At 37.9% G+C, this 15,695-nt stretch carries 11 protein-coding genes and 1 other annotated feature; of the genes, 3 read left to right on the forward strand and 8 right to left on the reverse strand.

All coding sequences use genetic code 11. The features are described from left to right. The first annotated feature begins 386 nt into the window (after nucleotides 1-386). Complete coding sequence (locus B4U84_RS12845; protein ID WP_131118320.1) at nucleotides 387-2,015, forward strand: ABC transporter substrate-binding protein; 1,629 nt, start codon at nucleotides 387-389, stop codon at nucleotides 2,013-2,015. A 61-nt stretch (nucleotides 2,016-2,076) separates the two neighbouring features. On the opposite strand, the gene B4U84_RS12850 is transcribed toward B4U84_RS12845, so the two are convergent. Together B4U84_RS12850 and B4U84_RS30590 are read right to left on the reverse strand one after the other, a co-directional pair. Further along, nucleotides 2,077-4,239 carry an iron uptake porin gene (locus B4U84_RS12850; protein WP_131118322.1) on the reverse strand — a complete coding sequence of 721 codons (2,163 nt, stop codon included), beginning with the start codon at nucleotides 4,237-4,239 and terminating at the stop codon, nucleotides 2,077-2,079. Between the two features lie 582 nt (nucleotides 4,240-4,821). After that, the gene (locus tag B4U84_RS30590; protein WP_165490280.1) at nucleotides 4,822-4,974 is read right to left on the reverse strand and encodes a hypothetical protein; all 153 of its coding nucleotides are present in this window, start codon (nucleotides 4,972-4,974) and stop codon (nucleotides 4,822-4,824) included. Nucleotides 4,975-5,181: 207 nt separating this feature from the next. Between B4U84_RS30590 and B4U84_RS12855 the strand changes: the two genes are divergently transcribed. After that, nucleotides 5,182-6,603: a serine/threonine-protein kinase gene (locus B4U84_RS12855; RefSeq protein ID WP_017312931.1), complete on the forward strand. Its 1,422-nt coding sequence runs from the start codon at nucleotides 5,182-5,184 to the stop codon at nucleotides 6,601-6,603. A gap of 137 nt (nucleotides 6,604-6,740) precedes the next feature. Here B4U84_RS12855 and B4U84_RS12860 read toward each other — a convergent pair whose 3' ends face one another. The 4 genes from B4U84_RS12860 to B4U84_RS12875 form a co-directional block, all read right to left on the reverse strand. Continuing rightward, complete coding sequence (locus B4U84_RS12860; protein WP_131118324.1) at nucleotides 6,741-8,477, reverse strand: serine protease; 1,737 nt, start codon at nucleotides 8,475-8,477, stop codon at nucleotides 6,741-6,743. 68 nt (nucleotides 8,478-8,545) lie between these two features. Then, nucleotides 8,546-9,385 (reverse strand): S1 family peptidase, encoded by an 840-nt coding sequence (locus B4U84_RS12865; protein WP_017312929.1) that lies wholly within the window; start codon nucleotides 9,383-9,385, stop codon nucleotides 8,546-8,548. A 23-nt stretch (nucleotides 9,386-9,408) separates the two neighbouring features. Continuing rightward, nucleotides 9,409-9,984 (reverse strand): COP23 domain-containing protein, encoded by a 576-nt coding sequence (locus B4U84_RS12870; RefSeq protein ID WP_131118326.1) that lies wholly within the window; start codon nucleotides 9,982-9,984, stop codon nucleotides 9,409-9,411. A gap of 137 nt (nucleotides 9,985-10,121) precedes the next feature. Next, nucleotides 10,122-11,102 (reverse strand): S1 family peptidase, encoded by a 981-nt coding sequence (locus B4U84_RS12875; RefSeq protein ID WP_131118328.1) that lies wholly within the window; start codon nucleotides 11,100-11,102, stop codon nucleotides 10,122-10,124. Nucleotides 11,103-11,178: 76 nt separating this feature from the next. Here B4U84_RS12875 and B4U84_RS12880 point away from each other — a divergent pair, with 76 nt between their 5' ends. Then, nucleotides 11,179-12,204: an ABC transporter permease gene (locus B4U84_RS12880; RefSeq protein WP_131118329.1), complete on the forward strand. Its 1,026-nt coding sequence runs from the start codon at nucleotides 11,179-11,181 to the stop codon at nucleotides 12,202-12,204. Between the two features lie 17 nt (nucleotides 12,205-12,221). Here the strand turns inward: B4U84_RS12880 and B4U84_RS12885 are convergent, their stop codons facing one another. Then, a complete protein-coding gene (locus tag B4U84_RS12885; protein WP_131118331.1) occupies nucleotides 12,222-13,520 on the reverse strand; it encodes a cation:proton antiporter in 1,299 nt (432 codons plus the stop codon). Between the two features lie 210 nt (nucleotides 13,521-13,730). Beyond that, the gene (nadC, locus tag B4U84_RS12890) at nucleotides 13,731-14,597 is read right to left on the reverse strand and encodes a carboxylating nicotinate-nucleotide diphosphorylase (protein ID WP_131118932.1); all 867 of its coding nucleotides are present in this window, start codon (nucleotides 14,595-14,597) and stop codon (nucleotides 13,731-13,733) included. A 497-nt stretch (nucleotides 14,598-15,094) separates the two neighbouring features. Next, nucleotides 15,095-15,589: a sequence feature (16S ribosomal RNA rRNA prediction is too short), on the forward strand. Nucleotides 15,590-15,695 lie beyond the last annotated feature (106 nt).

A 15,695-nucleotide genomic window follows, 5' to 3' on the forward strand; every position in this document is an offset into this window, starting at 1 on the left:
CGAAAAAAGTTAGTTCTCCGTCCCTATTCCCTCTCTACTGCTTATTTTCTTGCTTCCTCCTCAATGTTTTACACCTGGAAAATGCACGATCAAGCTGTTTACTAAGACCTAACAAACCTCTTCTTCTATCAAATCCGAATTTACGACTAGCTTCTGTTATTTTGTAACTTTAATTAAACTAAACATTTTTCAAAATTAATTTTTATTAATTTGTATGTATTTTTAACAACTTTAAAAATAAATTAGCTGAATTCAAAAATAAGTTTCTAAATAAACCAAAAATTATTAAGATACTGAGTCAAATTTCTCAAAATATCAATTATTAATAAAACTTTTTTGACATTATGTAGTAAAATAACGAACCACTAATTTCAAAATTTCATGTCATGAACTGGTCTTTTTTGTCTGCTAGACAATGGGTGCAGGTAACACAAGTGCTGGCTGTTTGTCTGTGTTTATTGTTAGTTGTAGGTTGTGGTAATAGCCCCCAAACAAACACATTAGTATCTGGTAATGGTCGGATTACTGTTGGTACAACACTAAAACCGCGTACTCTTGATCCATCTGATGCCTATGAATTGGCTTCACTATCATTGATATACAACATAAGCGATCGCCTCTACACTTATGAACCAGGAAACACGGAAATTAAACCACAGCTAGCTACTGCTTTCCCGAAAGTGAGTCCAGATGGTTTGACGTATACTATCCCTCTACGTCAAGGAGTAGTATTTCATGATGGAACTCCTTTTAATGCAGAAGCAATGGCTTTTACTATACGTCGCTTTGTTGAAAACAAGGGTAAACCTGCTTTTTTGCTAGGAGATATTGTAGAGTCAGCCAAAGCTACAAGCGAATATGAATTAACAATCAAACTGAAAAAGCCATTTGCAGCATTCCCATCTTTGCTGGCGTTTGCTGGTGTTTGTCCGGTATCGCCAAAAGCTTATGAAATTGGCGAAGGAAAATTTAACCCAAATATTTTTGTTGGTACTGGACCTTATAAATTAACAAAATTTGGTCCTGATTCATTACAGTTTGATGTATTTGACAAATATTGGGGGAAAAAACCCTTAAATCAAGGTATTAATGTCCAAATTTTTAGCAGTGGTGTGAATTTATATAACGCTTTCCGAAAAAAAGCTGTGGATGTAGCTGGTTTAAGTATGGACCCAGATCAAGTTCGGAGCTTGGAAGCGAGTGCAAAAAAAGGCGTTTGGCAAGCGATTCCTAATGAAGGTAATGTAGTCAGTTATCTTGCTGTCAACCGTAATCAAAAGCCAGTAGACAACCCAGCAGTTAGAAGTGCGATCGCAGCAATGGTGAATCGTCCATTAATGTATAAACGAGTATTGTACGACCAAGCAGAAGCACTTTATAGTTTGATCCCAAAATCATTCAATGATTATCAACCTGTTTTTCAAGAGCAATATGGTGATGGAAATATCCAAAAAGCTAAAGAGTTGCTAATCAAAGCAGGCTTTTCCAAAGATAATCCAGCCAAAGTCGAACTTTGGTATCCTTCTGGTTCTCCAACTCGAAGTTTAGCAGCAATAGTCATCAAAGCTCTTGCGAAAAAAACAATGGATGGTCTACTGCAATTTGAAATAAATACTGTAGAATCTACCACTGCTTTTAAAAATATTGCTAAAGGTTTATATCCAACATTTTTACTCGATTGGTATCCTGATTTTTTGGACGCAGATAATTATATTCAACCATTTTTATCTTGTGATAAAGGTTCACTAGAAAAGGGATGTGAAAATGGGGGAAGTCAATCTCAGGGTTCTTTTTACTATAATCCTCAGATGAATCAACTGATTGACAAACAACGACAAGAACAAAACCCTGAAGCACGTAAGCAAATATTTGCAGAAATTCAAAATATATTGGCGCGAGATATACCTTACATTCCTTTATGGCAAAGTAAAGATTATATCTTCGCTCAAACTGGTATGAGTGGTGTCCAACTAGACCCTACTCAAATTTTGATATATAAGAATCTCAAAAAATAAGTTGGCTAGATGCAACAACAATCCCACGGATATAAGCGCGTGGGATTGTCAAAAACATGCTCTAAAAGCGGAAGGTAGTGCGGAGAGTACCAACAAAAATTGTATCGTTATCAGCAATATGTCCTGGGTTTGTGACAACGAAAAAGCCAGGTGTAATCCAGACATTATCACTTACTCTGAAGCGGTAAAAAACTTCAAAGTGCAGAGAAGTCGCTTTATCTTTAACTCCTACTTTTTTAGGTAATGTTGGTCGGTTTGGTCGTCCATCAGTGGTAAATTCGGAATTAGTGTTGAGGTTATCGTTATTATCTGTTACCGCAGTAGTTTCTTCTTCTCTGACTACTTGTTCAAAAAATGGTACTGGCGTACCGTCTGTTTCAGGACCCGCAGACACTAATTTTGGTGGCATTCCAAATAGAAAACCAAATAAATCGCCTTCCCTACCAAATGGATCTGAAATTCCTAGAGAAAATAAGTATGTAGCAGAAGTACCATAAGGTTTTTTGCCAGCAGAGTCACCCAATACACTATCATTAGGAAGCGCTTCCAAGAAATTGGTGAACATGTAACCTCCCCATGCTCCCAAAGTGAGTTGATCTGTTACGCGCCATTGAAAGCTACCACCAACAGCATTAATTTGTGCTGGTAAATCTCCAATATAATTACCACAACACGGACCAAAGCCAGATGGAGCATTCAGTTGTTGTTCTTCAGGAACTCCTGGACTATTAAATTCATCACTGGGAATTGATGAACCAGACCACAAACCACCAGTTTCAGCGTTCACGCTACCAGTATATGTTCCTAAAGTCCCATCACTGGAATAGGCATTTACATAAGATATACCTGTCAGAATCCTTTCAGTCGGTTTAACTACTAACTGTACACCAAGGGTGCTATGGTCTGCGCTGAGAAATCCTTGCTCAGAGTCACTACTATTTCTAGTACCGTAAGCAACTTGTAGTCTGAGAGGATCGGCAATTGTCCAATCAAAACCTACCCCAGCATCCATTGGTCCGCCTATTCTTAAAATTGGATTGAGTTGTCCAAAACGGGAAATTGAACCTCTGCCAGTATCAAAGTAGGGAGAATTCGCGCTAAGTACACTGCTTAACTCAAACCCAAAGGGAATCACAGAGAATACTACTTTGTCATTAAAAGCAGGAAATCGATATTCCAGTAAGTCTAAGAAAACCTGATTATTTAATCCTGCTTGGTGAGAAAATCGAGCCATGTAGGTATTAAGTGACTGAGGATTTGTAAAACCACCATCATCAAAATCACCAGTAGTTAGATAAGTTCTTAAAACGTCTTTACCTGTAAACGAAGTCTGTAATCCGAGGCGTACTAGGTGGGAGAATACGGTATTCCTTGATGCTTCTTTTCTATTTCCACAATCAACTTCATTATCATTATTACGGTCTCCAGGACCTCTTCTAGCAGTTAATGTGTCGAAAAAGTACCCCCGATCATCAGAGAAGATTCTACATCCTCCTGGTGGATCACCCCCAAAACCAGATGACACTGCAAAAATTACTTCTCCTCCAAGTACTGTAGTTGTCGAAAATTGATTGGCTGCTATTTCTGCTGTATGAGCTTCCAAATTATCAACACGACCTCGTAAAGAAGTTAATTCAGCAGCAAATTCTTGTTGTAGTTTTTGCAGTGTTACTAAATCCTCTTTACGAACTTTATCTTCTGTCCCAGCAACAGTAAGTTCATTAATCTTGTCCAAGGCTGCATTTAATCCCGCAGCAAATTCATAGCGGGTCATCGGACGATTTCCCCGAAAGGTGCCGTCTGGATAACCAGCTATTACGCCATATCGTTCTACGAGAGATTGCAATGCTTGAAAAGCCCAATCAGTAGGTCGCACATCCGATAATTGAGACACGGATGTTACTTGTTCAATGCTATTCCTTGAGGTATTGTCGTCATCTTTTTGCTGGGAAATATCACTTACCCAATTTATTGATGGTTCTACATCAAAATTTAAATCTGATTGCAGAGTAGTATTTTGTTCCAGCCAATCAAGAGAGTTTGTGTTTATTTTTTTCTTTAACGGAAGTAATTCTTTTTTACTTAACTGAGCTACATTTGTATTAGTAGATTGTAGTATCTGTTCTTCGATTATCGGCTGCTCAATAGCTTCTGCCGCAGTTATTGATAGAAACAATACAATTGCGGAAGCACCATTTACGAGCAAATATTTTTTTCCTATCATGCTATTAAACTCTCACACTCAAAAAAGTCATGAAAAATTAACTCTTACCTTTTCAATCAAGTAAGAGTTACCGAGTTAATGGTAAAGATTTGTTCAATCTCCATTAACAAGCGATATCTGTCCTGTTAATAACAGCTAATTATTGAATTTGATATATAGGATCCCAGTTTGAGTTATGGACTTACTCATGAAGACTGGGAACTCTTAATAGGGAACTTTTAACAGAAAGTTAACTGAGTTGATTATGGATGACTATACATCGTTGATATCTTTCTATACAAGATGGCTTTAGTAAAATTAATGTATAAATAAGAAGTTTTTTATAAAAATTAATTGTTTGATATTTGACTTCTGCATGAAATTCCTATTGAGGGTGACTCTAAAATTTCTCTATAGCTGCCAAACCCCATAGAACATTCTAGTTTGTCCTCCAGTTCCGATCGCTTAAACTGGTGTCAGTAATCTAGCCCTTTCAAGGTGACTCATAAAATCTCTTTTTTCCTCTCTGCGCTCTCTGCGTTCTCTGCGGTTTAAAAGTTATTTATTTAACCGCAGAGGCACAGAGAACACAGAGATAAGAGCTTACAGAGGAGTTGATTGTTGAGAATTTTGCTCCACCTTGAAAGGGCTGGTGTCAGTAATCTTGGCAGTTGCTCTAAGTGATGTTTTCACCTCTAATAATTTCCAAGCTTCTGCTAAATTAGGTAATATATCAGAATTGAGCGGCGATAGCATATTTAACTTGAATATTACCTAGTTGAGAAAATAACCGTCTCCGCTGTATGCCCAAACTAGCAAATTAATGATGCGTAAAAGCTGAACCAACTCTTTAGCAAGCTAATAATTTATAGGAGAGTTCCACAACCAAGCATAAAAATGACTTTTATTCGCTCCCTATCCCCTCTTTTTAAACCAGAAAATGTGTAACGCTGGATTAAATGAATGTTAGGAACAACCCTCCGAGGGCGCTACGAAATCATCAAACAATTAGGAAAAGGATGGTTTGCTGAGACTTATCTGGCTAAAGATAAGGATTTACCCGGTAATCCTTATTGCGTTGTCAAGCGGCTCAAGCCCAAGTCTACCGAGCCGTTTCTTTTACAGACGGCTAGACGTTTATTTGAGCAAGAAGCGCAAGTTCTTTACCAATTAGGTAACCATGATCAAATACCCAGGCTTTTAGCTCATTTTCAGGAAAATGAAGATTTTTATTTAGTTCAGGAATATATAGAAGGTAATGTTATTAGCTTAGAACTAAAAACAGATAGAAAATGGAGTGAAGAAGAGTTAATAAATTTTTTAGAAGATTTATTAAATATACTCAAATATGTCCATCAACAAAATGTAATTCATCGGGATATTAAACCTGCAAATTTAATCAGACGCACTACCGATGGTAAGTTAGTTTTAATTGATTTTGGAGCAGTAAAACAAATCAGTGCCTTAGCTGCCAACTTGCAAGGAAAAACAATTGCTATTGGTACTCCTGGTTATATGCCGCATGAACAAAATAGTGGTCAACCAAAATTTAACAGTGATATTTATGCTGTAGGGTTAATTGCTATCCAAGCTATTACAGGTATTTTGCCTGAACATCTACCAAGAGATCCGAATAGTAGTAGAATTTTTTGGCGAGGTCTGATAAACATTAAACATATTAAACCTCATCTAATAGATATTTTAGACAGAATGGTAAGCTATGACTTCCGCGATCGCTACCAATCTGCAAGTGAAGTCTTACAAGCAATTACAGATATCAAGAGTACTCAAAAGTGGAGACTATCCAAAAAATTTGCAGTTCCAGTCGTTCTACTTGCTAGCATTTTATTCATAATAGTGTTGACAACTCCACAAATCATCCAAATATTCAATCCACAAAAGCAATATTCATCAGTAGATACAAAATTCTCTATTTATGAGAATCCTAGCTATAGCATTAGGATAAAATATCCTCAACCTTGGAATATTCAACAAATAGGAGATCCATTTACCGGAGATGTAGTTAAATTTTGGCCGCGCTCAATAGGTAGCACCAAAAAAACTAGAGCAGAAGTAAATATCAATGTTGAAACTTTGAAAGAGCCAACTTCTTTAGTGGAATACACTAATTTATCTGTTAATGAAATAGTCCAATTTTTGACTAATGCTAGAATTCATGATTCCCATCCTACTAAATTATCAAATTTGCCCGCTCATGAAGTTATTTATAGTGGTAAAGAAGAAGGATATAATATTAAAAGAATGGCTATTTGGACTTTAAAAAATAATCAAGTCTATATAATTACTTATACAGCAGAAGAAAGTGAATATGAGCAATATTTAGACATAGCCCAAACAATGATTCATTCGTTAACAATTTATTAATTATTTGCAAAAATAATTGATTTAATATTAGTACTTAAACTTTCTCTGTTTCCTGTTCCTTTACCTCTGCCCATAACTTGATTTTTGTCCAAAGACTTAATATTTATTATTTATTAAACTCAGGATATTTTTGTATTTTATATTTTAACTGCCTTTTGAGTTTGTAGTTCTCTAATTCTTTGAAGAGCGTCTTGGTAATATTCGCTTTTTCTTTGTTGTTGATATAGATTGGCTGCTTTTTGAAAATCTATAATTGCTTTTTGATTATCTCCTAAATCACGATAAATTAGACCACGATTGTAGTAAGCTTCTGCAAATTTTGGACTAATACTAATGATCTTACTGTAATCAGCAAGGGCGCCTTGCTGATCTTGCAATCTGCGACGGACAAAAGCTCTGCCAAAATAAGCAGAGCCGAGGTCTGGTTGGATGCCGATCGCCATGTTATAATCCAAAGCTGCTTTTTTATACTCTTGGAGTTGTCTATAGGCAAAACCCCGTCTGGAGTAAGCAAGAGCATTATTAGGTTGCAGTTTAATAGCCTGGTCTAAATCAGCGATCGCTCTTTTATAATCTTTGAGACCAATATAGGAATCACCCCGATTTAAGTAAGCAAGAGCATAGTCAGCTTTGAGATTAATTGCTTGATTTAAATCAGATAGTCCTCCTTGATAGTCTTGGAGTTCATTTTTGATAGCTCCTCGGTTTAAATAAGCTGCTGCATAATTAGAATTTAGGCTAATAGCTTTACTGTAATCTTTAATGGCTTCCTGATTTTTTTGCAGGAGATCCTGAGTTAAACCCCGATTCATGTAAGCAACAGGACTATTGGGAGTTAGGCGAACTACTTGATTTAAATCCTCAAATGCTGCTTGATAATTCTTGAGATCATAGTAAGCGACAGCTCTTTGAAAGTAAGCATCAGGATGACTCGGATTTATCTGTAAAGCTTGTTCATAGGCAGCAATAGCTCCTCGATAGTCTCCTTTTTGAGCTTTCGCTCCGCCTAAGCTGATCAAACTTTCGGCATTTGGTTGTTGTTTGCCAGTTCGCGTTACAGTTCTGGTTGGTTGTTGGGTGTTAGTTGATTGTTGAGTGTTAGTTGGTTGTTGGGTGTTAGTTGATTGTTGAGTGTTAGTTGGTTGTTGGGTGTTAGTTGATTGTTGAGTAGTAGTTGGTTCTTGGGTAGTTGGTTGTTGAGTTATTGCTGGCGTTCTCAAATTGTCTTTGGCAGCTACAAATATATTGATAGGAATTCCCAATCGCAAAACAGTTCCTGTGGAACCTTCAGGAGTCGTGGCTCGCCCATTAATACCCACTACTAAACCATTTTCATCGAGTAAAGGACCACCACTCATCCCTGGTATTGCCTCGTTGTCATAAACTAGGGCATAACCTTCGTCTGGTTTTTGCAAACGACTGCGAATGTCTCCCTTAGTAAACTGATAACTGGGTTGATCCAAACCTGGTATCTTAGCCCAACCTACCGCATAAACAGTTATTCCCTCTGTTAACTGATCAGAGTTACCAAACTTGGCAGTGCTGTAATCTTTTTGACTGATGAACTCTAATACTGCCAAATCCAAACCGGGCAATTCTTGGCTATAGTAAACTGGATAGCGATCGCCATCTGGGGCGAGAATTTCATATCTCCCATCTCTGTAAATAACATGGCGATTAGTGAGAACAAAATATCTATTCCCTTTGCGTTCAAAAATTATCCCAGAGCCAATACCTTCTCCATCTATGCGAACGGTAAATTGTTTAGCAATATCGCTGACTTGCTTGGAAGATAATGCTACGGTGAGTTGAGGCTGTATTACAACGACTGCTGCACCAAATAGCACTGCTGGGAGAGCATAAGAACACTTCATCTTTGAGAATCTGCTATATCTAACTAAAACTTTTGAGCAAACTAACAGCTTAGAACCCTCTGCTGCTTTTACACTAGCTTGCGATCGCATTTGTACGTGAATGAAAATCTGGAGTTACAATCTCTAAAAGATGCTGACACTAATTCCACAAAAGTTTCAATCGGAATACCCCAGCTATATTTACTCATTCGTTTTCGTAGGGATGCTTCTGGCTCGGTTCCATCTTGATAAGTATAAGGCTCACCCCAAAGTGGTTCTGCATGTATACCATTAATAGCTACTACCTTTCCTTGCTGATTTAGTAAAGGTCCTCCACTCATACCTTTTTGAATATCATTGGTATAGCCAATACGATAGCCACCTTCTAAGGCTTTGTCTAAGACCCAGGAAACTTTACCTGTTTTGAAAACAAAACCTATATCCTGGGTTCCCTCAACATTAAATGGAAAGCCGGCGGCAAAAACTTGATTCCCCACACTTAAATCTGATGCCGAGCCAAGGGATGCTACAACATATTTGGTATTAGGACTATAAAACTGTAAAGCCGCTAAATCTTTACTTTTCAAAGAAGTAGCATCCAATTTTTGTGCCTGATTGGGAAGTTTAGCTTTATACACACGACCATCGGGTGTTTGAATTCTATAGGGAGGATCTCCCGAAATCAGTACGTGAGCATTAGTCACCACTGTATAAACAGAACCTTGTTCTTGGATCAGAATCCCAGAACCTAAAAAGCCTCCCGCAAGTACCTTGACTGTAATAGACTGAGCTAAATGCTGTAGTTCTTTTGTCGAAGTTTGACTTGAGGGTTGTTCAACTATAACTTTAGAACTTAGTGGTGCTAATACTGGTAACAAAATTGATAAACCCCCAATACAGGCAACCGTAATAAATAAGCGCCAATCCATGTTGGTTTACCTGTACGATTTTCTCAACATTCCCACATTGGTTGTTCAGATGAGCATTCTCCTAATTTGTTTTCCTCATCAATCAGCTTGTTTACATCAAGATAGGAGGCATTATCGACATTAGAAATCATGTTATTGTTGTTATCTGTCAGTTCAATAATTCTGCCACCACCACCAACCGATTTATTCAGCAATCGAGATAGAACAAGCTGAGGGCTTGTTCCTGGTTTAAGAGTGACTAATACTCCATCAGGTAAACAAGGACCACCACTGTAACTAGCAACACATAACACAGGTTGACGCTTAAGTTCCCCTGCTCTGATAAACTTCAGCGTGCCGTTTTCATAAAACCGATTGAATCGATCAGATATTGCTTCACAACGTTGCCAAGGTGTCCAAGGTGGTGGGAAAGCCGTATCAACCCAGCTAATTATGGGTTTATTTCCTTTATTAGTGTTAACTATTGTTGCTGGATTACCTCTGCTCATCCCACAGAAAAACTTAGTTCTTTGAGCAGAACTGGGTTGAACATTAATTGCAGTAGAACTTAGTGTGATTGCTATTGCACTTAGGACTTGGACAAATAAACTGAATTTCATGTTCATTTCATCCTAAATATAATCAGCATAATTCTTATTTGAGTATGAATTCAGAACTATTACTATTATTTTAGGAAAAACATTCGATTTTGTTAATTTTCTTCATAAAACTTGTCCAGGATGTTGTTTTTTGACTTTTACATCGGTTGGCTTGGACATTTATCCCCTAATAATAGACTGCCACATCCTAAAGAAGGCTTATTTCTCAACATTGCATCTAAATCAAAGGTAAATAACTTGTAAACATCTGGAATTACATCTGATTTTGATTTGTTTTCTATTCCTCGCGTAATTAGTTTTGGATCTATCGGGCTACGATCAAAGCTTAAGCGTATGTCCTCTGCTTCGATCGCTTGTAATATATGACTTATTTGCAAACCACAACTATTATTCCCGCTCAGTTTTGGCTCAAGACAATATCCATGTTCATTTGAGCTATTGCTTTGGTGAATAGCAACAACTTGCCCATCTGGACTAAATACTGGACCTCCATCCATACCCTGACGGGTTTGAAGGTTGTAAGCTAAACTGTAGTCGCCTTCAGAATGAGGTTGAGAGTTAATTTGATTTAATGATGTGACTTCTGTAATCCTTTCTCGGCGAGGAGTTTGATTTTGGGGTACAGGCCAACCAGAAACATATAATACATCTTTACTTCTAAGTTTCTCTGAATTTCCCAAAGAAGCAACAGGATAGTTGTGTTCACTTTCAAATTTAACTAGCGCTAAATCAAAACCTTTAACTTTTGTTGTTAGTTCCCCCTGTTCCCTGGTTAAAGGTTGAATGCTGGAATTGTCTTCGTTATGTTCTACTAAGTGTACTTTTCCGTCACTCGTGCGTACTCCATAAAATCCTTTAGTTTGCACAAGATGAAGTGCTGTGAGTGCGTAATAAGTTTTACCTTTGCGTGCTACAACCACCCCAGAACCGGTATCCCACTCCCTGCGTGCTTTGATATCCCCTTCTTGTAAGGCTGGTGCAATTAATACAGTAGTCTGGGACGCAATTGCATCAACTTCGTGTTCTGGGAGTGCCAAAGCAAATGTATGAATAAATGCGATCGCTATTAATGTAGCTATTGTTAGTCCAACAGTAGCTAAATGCCTATAGAATCTCATAGTTGTTTACTCCCAAGCTATTGTACTTTCATACTTGGAACATTACAATTACCCATTACCTATTAGCAAAATTATTATGTCCCGTTCTAAAGCTTTAACATATTACATAACTACTCGTTTATTATTAGCTCCGCTTCAACTGTTGACAATTATCACAATTGTGTTTCTTTTACTCAGAGCAACACCTGGAGATCCGGTTGATGCAATTTTGGGTGCGCGGGCGCCAGAAAGTGTTAAAGAAGAAATGCGAAAACAGTTAGGTTTAAATTTACCTTTGTGGTTACAGTACTTCAAGTATGTAGGCGATTTAGTGCGCCTTGATATGGGCAAATCTATTTCCAGTCGTGGACAACAAGTTTGGGATATTATTTGGCAATATTTCCCAGCTACAGCAGAATTAGCAATATATAGTATTGCGATCGCTCTGATTGTTGGTATTGTAGTTGGTATGATTTCTGCTTCTCGTCCTGGTACACCTTTGGATGTAGGAGGAAGATTATTTGGAATAATTACCTATGCACTCCCTATATTTTGGGCAGGAATGATCTTACAGTTAATTTTTGCTGTCCAATTAGATATATTACCTTTAGGAACACGCTATCCTGCAACTCTTCCCGCACCAGATAATATTACAGGTTTGTATAGTATTGATAGTCTTTTAAAAGGTAACTTCGCGCAATTTTTTACTGCTGTGCAATATCTGATTCTTCCTTGTTGTACTTTGGGAATTTTACTCAGTGGAATTTTTGAGCGAATTGTACGTGTCAATTTAAAGCAAACTATGCAAGCAGATTATGTGGAAGCTGCTAGAGCTAGAGGTATTCCTGAGAATACAATTTTACTTTCTCATGCTTTTAAAAATGCTTTGATACCAGTGATTACTGTCTTAGGATTAACTTTTGCTTCTTTGTTAGGTGGAGCAATTTTGACTGAAGTCACATTTTCTTGGCCAGGATTAGCAAATAGATTATACCAAGGGATTTCCGAGCGGGATTATCCCACAGTCCAAGGAATTATGGTATTTTTCGGGGCGATTGTTGTGGGTGCAAGCATTTTGATTGATATTTTAAATGCCTATATAGATCCTAGAATTAGGTATTGAATTTTATGAAATAAAAATTACTCAAATTCATCAATTGTTGAAGGTGGAGTAACTTGCTTGCTTTCCTGAATATGGCGCTCATACAGATTCATCAAAGGAGTGGCGCTAACGCCATGAACGATTACAGAAACAACAATAGTAGTGTAAGTAATCCACGAAATTTTTTCACCAATTTGACCTTCTAAACCCTTACTAAAAGCATAAGCAAGATAATATAAAGAACCAACACCGCGAATCCCAAACCAACCAATTAACCAACGACTTCCTGGATGTAAAAAACGGCGACGCATAGACGGTGAACGATGACCAATTGTACTCAACCATACTCCTAAAGGTCTGATGATAAAGAATAGTAAAAATATCACTAATAAAGATTGGGTAGAATAATTGAGTATGGGCTTAAATAATAATATCGAACCTAGTAATAAAATCGTTCCTACTTCTAGAAGTTTTTCTAATCTTTCTATAAATTCCAATTGTGCTAAAGTTTTATCTGTATTATTGTAACTGCGCTGGATAACTAGTCCTGCTACAAATACTGCTAAAAAACCATAACCATTAACTATTTCTGTTAATGAATAAGTTAATAAAATAGTACTAATAGCAATAAAATCTTCCATTAATTCATCTGGACGACGATGCTTTTGAACTTTTTTATCAATCCAGACTACTGCTTTCGCAACAAGAAACCCCATAATAATACCAGCAGCGATCGCCCAGATGACATCAACACTAATCCAGAATTTCAACCAATTATTCCAATTGCTATCTTTTAAAGCATATAATCCAAAGTAAACAAAAGGAAAAGCTAAAGCATCATTTAAACCACCTTCGGAAGTTAACCCAAAACGTAATTCATCTTGATCACGTGTATCAGTTAGCTGAACTTCGGAAGCTAACACTGGGTCAGTAGGTGCAAGAATTGCTCCTAATAAAATTGCTTCTCCCCAATTCATTCCTAAAAAATATTTTCCTACAACCGCTAGCCCAAAAATGGAAATTGGCATTAATAATACAATTAAGCGTGTTGTAAGATTCCAAGATTTCCAAGTGATGGGACGAACAATTTTTAAACCACAACTAAAAACAGAAATAATTACTACAAATTCAGTTAAACGTTCTAGTATTTCAGCGTTAAAAATATCATCACGGCGTAGTTGAATCAGTCCAAATCCGTAAGGGCCCAGAAGAATACCAACCACCAGATAAATCAGAGCAAAAGATAGAGGTAAACGTGCAATCCAACCTGAACCTAGAGTTACAAATAGCAGCAACAGACCAATAATCAACAGGTCAATAATATAAATATCTATCATAAAAGCTAGCAAGTAAAACAATACCTTGTCTTGCAGCTTACTTGCGATCGCTTGGACATCAAATCATCTCAAGATAGATTTTAGATCATCTCTAGTATGACTTGTGAAATTACCTAAATTAATTCTATTTTTTAGATATACAACTGGAAATATAATTTGGATGGCTAGTCTTTTCCATTGATAAATGTAGTAAGTTCTTTGCCAACTACATCACTGAATCTTCATGCTCAAATCCAACCACTTTGACTGCGTAATTGGCGCACTACTAGAAATATAGTCTACACCTGTCTGTGCTACAGCACGAATAGTTTCTAAGGTAATATTACCAGAACCCTCTATTTTGACCCTACTATTTTCTAAACGAATTATTTGCACCGCCTCTCGCATCATATCTAGAGGCATATTGTCCAACATAATAATATCAGCTTTATGATGTAAGGCCTCTTGCACCTGTTCCAAAGTTTCTGTTTCTACTTCAATCATCAATGGATAAGGTATACGTTCTCGAATCTGAAAAATAGCTTCTTTTATTCCTCCAGCTGCTGCAATATGGTTATCTTTGATCATTACTGCATCATCCAATCCCATACGATGATTAATTGCCCCTCCTACTTGAGTTGCATACTTTTCCAAAATTCTTAAACCTGGTGTAGTTTTGCGCGTATCCACAAATTTAGTAGGTAAATCTGAGATTTTCGCTGTATATTGACGAGTTAGTGTAGCAATTCCACTTAAACGCATCGCTAAATTCAGTGCTACTCGTTCCCCCATCAACAGTGCATCTAAAGCTCCATGCATCTGTGCGATTACTTGTCCTTGCTGACAGTATTCACCTTCAGCTACGTGTGTAGCAAACTCAACCTTCTCATTTAAAAGCTGAAAAACTCTCGCCGCTATTGGTAGACCAGCAATCACCCCAGGCGCTTTAGCTATCCAATGGGCTTGTCCCATAATTGTATTTTCACTCAAAAGAGATTGAGTTGTGCGATCGCCCCTACCGATATCTTCTAATAAGGAGTTTTGGAGAAGTTGATCCAGCACGATAAATGGAGGTAGTACAGCAGTTGAACTTACCATATTCATTTTGTACTCAAAAAGCCGACGCTATTTTAAAATAATGTGATTTAGTTCCGTGATTGAGACACTTCTCTAATTTGCATCAACTATGAATTTACAGTTACAGAAGGAATGAATAGGTGATAAAGGAATATGAAGAGCAAGTGAGAGGGAGTAATTAGAGTGTGTGAGAACATTAGGAACGTGAAATCAGTTTAGAGAATTTAAGGCTGAAGTAGAAGAGAGAGAGGGGTTTTAGGGTATTGCAAAATTTTTTTTCCAAAGTAGTTGACAAAGAGGGAGAGGGTAGGTAGTATAGGAAAGTGCCAAACGAGCAAAGCGCTGCAAAGCGAGGCTTCGAGGGCATCCGAACCATGAAAACTTTATAGTTTGAAAGAATTATATACTAGATAGCCTACGTCAATCAAGAGAATAGACCAAGGCTGAGGTCAAAAAAGAAGCCGTAGATAGAGCTAAACAAACGAGATTTGTTTTTGTTTATAGTGAAACAAAACGGAGAGTTTGATCCTGGCTCAGGATGAACGCTGGCGGTATGCTTAACACATGCAAGTCGAACGAGTCCTTTCGGGGGCAAGTGGCGGACGGGTGAGTAACGCGTGAGAATCTGGCTCTAGGTTCGGGACAACCACTGGAAACGGTGGCTAATACCGGATGTGCCGAGAGGTGAAAGGTTAACTGCCTGGAGATGAGCTCGCGTCTGATTAGCTAGTTGGTGGTGTAAGGGACTACCAAGGCGACGATCAGTAGCTGGTCTGAGAGGATGATCAGCCACACTGGAACTGAGACACGGTCCAGACTCCTACGGGAGGCAGCAGTGGGGAATTTTCCGCAATGGGCGAAAGCCTGACGGAGCAATACCGCGTGAGGGAGGAAGGCTCTTGGGTTGTAAACCTCTTTTCTCAGGGAATAAGCAAGTGAAGGTACCTGAGGAATCAGCATCGGCTAACTCCGTGCCAGCAGCCGCGGTAATACGGAGGATGCAAGCGTTATCCGGAATGATTGGGTGTAAAGCGTCCGTAGGTAGCAGTGTGTGTCTATTGTTAAAGAGTTTGGCTTAACCAAATAAAGGCGGTAGAAACTACACAGCTAGAGTGCGTT

The organism is Westiellopsis prolifica IICB1 (genome assembly GCF_004323185.1).
GTDB lineage: Bacteria > Cyanobacteriota > Cyanobacteriia > Cyanobacteriales > Nostocaceae > Pelatocladus > Pelatocladus prolificus_A.

Coding starts and splice junctions, on each gene's coding strand:
- B4U84_RS12845 (WP_131118320.1), top strand. CDS start 387: ATGAACTGGTCTTTTTTGTCTGCTAGACAATGGGTGCAGGTAACACAA.
- B4U84_RS12850 (WP_131118322.1), bottom strand. CDS start 4,239: ATGATAGGAAAAAAATATTTGCTCGTAAATGGTGCTTCCGCAATTGTA.
- B4U84_RS30590 (WP_165490280.1), bottom strand. CDS start 4,974: ATGCTATCGCCGCTCAATTCTGATATATTACCTAATTTAGCAGAAGCT.
- B4U84_RS12855 (WP_017312931.1), top strand. CDS start 5,182: ATGTTAGGAACAACCCTCCGAGGGCGCTACGAAATCATCAAACAATTA.
- B4U84_RS12860 (WP_131118324.1), bottom strand. CDS start 8,477: ATGAAGTGTTCTTATGCTCTCCCAGCAGTGCTATTTGGTGCAGCAGTC.
- B4U84_RS12865 (WP_017312929.1), bottom strand. CDS start 9,385: ATGGATTGGCGCTTATTTATTACGGTTGCCTGTATTGGGGGTTTATCA.
- B4U84_RS12870 (WP_131118326.1), bottom strand. CDS start 9,984: ATGAAATTCAGTTTATTTGTCCAAGTCCTAAGTGCAATAGCAATCACA.
- B4U84_RS12875 (WP_131118328.1), bottom strand. CDS start 11,102: ATGAGATTCTATAGGCATTTAGCTACTGTTGGACTAACAATAGCTACA.
- B4U84_RS12880 (WP_131118329.1), top strand. CDS start 11,179: ATGTCCCGTTCTAAAGCTTTAACATATTACATAACTACTCGTTTATTA.
- B4U84_RS12885 (WP_131118331.1), bottom strand. CDS start 13,520: ATGATAGATATTTATATTATTGACCTGTTGATTATTGGTCTGTTGCTG.
- nadC (WP_131118932.1), bottom strand. CDS start 14,597: ATGGTAAGTTCAACTGCTGTACTACCTCCATTTATCGTGCTGGATCAA.